Source organism: Halanaerobium sp. (assembly GCF_003070835.1).
The window spans coordinates 1-2,802 of record NZ_QBLR01000387.1; the positions used below are offsets into that span (position 1 = coordinate 1).

Annotated in this window: 2 protein-coding genes; both read left to right on the forward strand. The window is 34.3% G+C overall.

The annotated features are described in order from the left end of the window. Window positions 1-51 precede the first annotated feature (51 nt). On the forward strand, window positions 52-1,314 hold the full coding sequence (gene ablA / locus CI949_RS19405; protein ID WP_005487240.1) for a lysine 2,3-aminomutase: 1,263 nt from the start codon (window positions 52-54) through the stop codon (window positions 1,312-1,314). 22 nt (window positions 1,315-1,336) lie between these two features. Next, on the forward strand, window positions 1,337-2,518 hold the full coding sequence (locus CI949_RS19410) for an acetyl-CoA C-acetyltransferase (protein WP_290769475.1): 1,182 nt from the start codon (window positions 1,337-1,339) through the stop codon (window positions 2,516-2,518). Window positions 2,519-2,802: the final 284 nt, after the last annotated feature.

Genomic DNA, 2,802 nt, shown 5'->3' on the forward strand with positions numbered 1-2,802 from the left:
ATAATTAATTTCCTAAAACTATAAATCTATAATCAAAGGAGATATTATTAAATGTTAACAAAATTTAAAGCTGTTAATAAAGAAGAGATATATGAAATTTGGGATTGTACAGAAGAAGAATGGAATGACTGGAAATGGCAGGTCAAAAACCGAGTTACTGATGTAGAAAAATTATCAGAAATTATTAATCTAGAAAAGGAAGAAAAAGAAGAGATTAAAGAGGTGCTTGATAAATTCAGGATGGGTATTACTCCCTATTATGCTTCTTTAATGGACAAAGAAGATCCTAATTGTCCAGTCAGAAAGCAGGCTGTACCTACAATTAAAGAAACATATTTAAGTAATAGTGATATGGAAGATCCATTAGATGAAGATGCAGACTCTCCTGTTGATGGTTTAACACATCGCTACCCAGATAGAGTATTATTTTTAATTACAGACCAGTGTTCGATGTATTGTAGACACTGTACTCGCAGAAGATTTGCCGGTCAAAATGATTCTGGGGTGCCGCTAGATAGAATTGATAAATGTATTGAGTATATTCGAAATACTCCAGAAGTTAGAGATGTTCTGCTATCAGGGGGAGATTGCCTTTTGATTTCTGACGATAAATTAGAATATATTATAAAAGAATTAACTCAGATTTCACATGTTGAGGTTGTGAGATTAGGGTCTAGAACACCGGTTGTTATGCCTCAGCGAATTACAGATAAGCTTGTAAATATGCTAAAGAAGTATCATCCAATCTGGTTAAATACACATTTTAATCACCCAAAAGAAATTACAAAAGAAGCAGTTGAAGCATGTGCTAAACTTGCAGATGCAGGTATCCCACTTGGTAATCAATCAGTTTTAATGAGAGGGATAAATGACTGTCCAAATATTATGTTGGAGTTAGTACAAAAGTTAGTTCAGATTAGAGTCCGTCCTTATTATATTTACCAGTGTGACCTTTCAATGGGAATTGAGCACTTTAGAACAAAAGTTTCTAAAGGTTTAGAAATTATGGAATCACTTCGTGGTCACACATCTGGTTATGCAGTTCCAACTTATGTAGTTGATGCACCAGGAGGGGGCGGTAAAACTCCAGTTATGCCTCAGTATTTAATTAGTATGTCACCGACTAAAGTTGTTTTAAGAAATTATGAGGGAGTTATTACCACTTACACTGAGCCTCAATATATAGAAGAAGAATGTCAGTGTCCTGATTGTCAGGGTGAAAGTCCCAGAAAAATTGGAGGAGTTGCTGATTTATTAAAAGGAAAAGAAATTAAGTCATTAGAACCATCATATCTCAAAAGAAAAAACAGATAAATAATATCTAGGAGGTTATAAAATGAAAGAAGTTGTTATTGTAGAAGCTTTAAGAACTCCAATTGGTAAATTTGGTGGAAAGCTAAAGAACATATCTGCTATTGACCTTGGTGCACACGTAATTAAAGAAGTATTAAAAAGAACATCAATTCCTAAAGATAAAATAAGTGAAGTTATTTTTGGCAATGTACTTCAGGCAGGACTTGGACAGAATCCTGCAAGACAGGCTGCTATTAAGGCTGGTATTCCTGAAGAAGTTCCTGCTGTTACCATCAATAAGGTCTGTGGTTCAGGACTAAAAACTGTAAATTTGGCTGCTCAGGCTATTAAAGCAGGAGACGGAGATATTTATGTGGTTGGTGGAATGGAAAGTATGAGTCAGGCTCCTTATGTTAATCAGAAAAATCGATGGGGAGCAAAAATGGGAGACTTTAATATGGTTGATATAATGATCAAAGATGGTCTTTCATGTGCTTTTAATGAATATCATATGGGTATCACAGCAGAAAACATTGCAGAACAGTGGAATTTAAGTAGAGAAGATCAGGACAAATTTGCTGCTACCAGTCAGCAGAGAACTGAAAAAGCAATGAGTGAGGATAAATTTCAGGATGAAATTGTACCGATAGAAATTCCTAAAAGAAGAGGGGATAATGAAATTTTTGCAAAAGATGAATTCCCACGCTCAGGAGTTACTAAGGACGGCTTAGCTAAACTTCGTCCAGCATTTAAAAAAGATGGAACTGTTACTGCAGGAAACTCTTCTGGTATTAATGATGGAGCTGCAGCTTTAATTGTAATGTCAAAAGAGAAAGCTGAAGAATTGGGCTTAGAAATTTTAGCAGAGATTGCTTCCTATGCTTCAGCCGGAGTAGACCCTAAAATTATGGGTACAGGACCTATTCCAGCAACTAGAAAAGCACTTTCTAAAATTGATCTTGAAATTGAAGACCTTGAACTTATTGAAGCAAATGAAGCTTTTGCTTCTCAATCATTAGCAGTAATTAGAGAACTCGGATTAAATACAGATATTGTTAATGTAAATGGAGGCTCTATTTCTTTAGGTCATCCTATTGGAGCAAGTGGAGCTAGAATATTAATTACCTTATTACATGAAATGAAAAAAAGAGATTCTAAAACCGGTCTGGCTACCTTATGTATTGGCGGGGGTCAGGGTGCAGCTACTGTAGTAAAGCGTAAATAGATTATAGAGATCTATTTATTAAAATATATAAAACAAATTCCAAAGATTTGCAGCCTGAATAGTTAGAGTTGATTCAGGCTGTAATTTTCAATCAATACTTAGCTAGATATAAACATATAATAATTTTTATCTCAGTAAATAGGCAGTTAATATTTAAGTGTTTTGATGAAGAATCAGGAGGTAGAAAAATAGTGATAAAAGAAATCATTAATAGAGAAAATGTTGAAAATCTTTTGGCTGATTTAATTAAAATTCCTAGTCCTTTCTTTAGAGAAGATGAAGTA

Coding starts and splice junctions, on each gene's coding strand:
- CI949_RS19410 (WP_290769475.1), top strand. CDS start 1,337: ATGAAAGAAGTTGTTATTGTAGAAGCTTTAAGAACTCCAATTGGTAAA.
- ablA (WP_005487240.1), top strand. CDS start 52: ATGTTAACAAAATTTAAAGCTGTTAATAAAGAAGAGATATATGAAATT.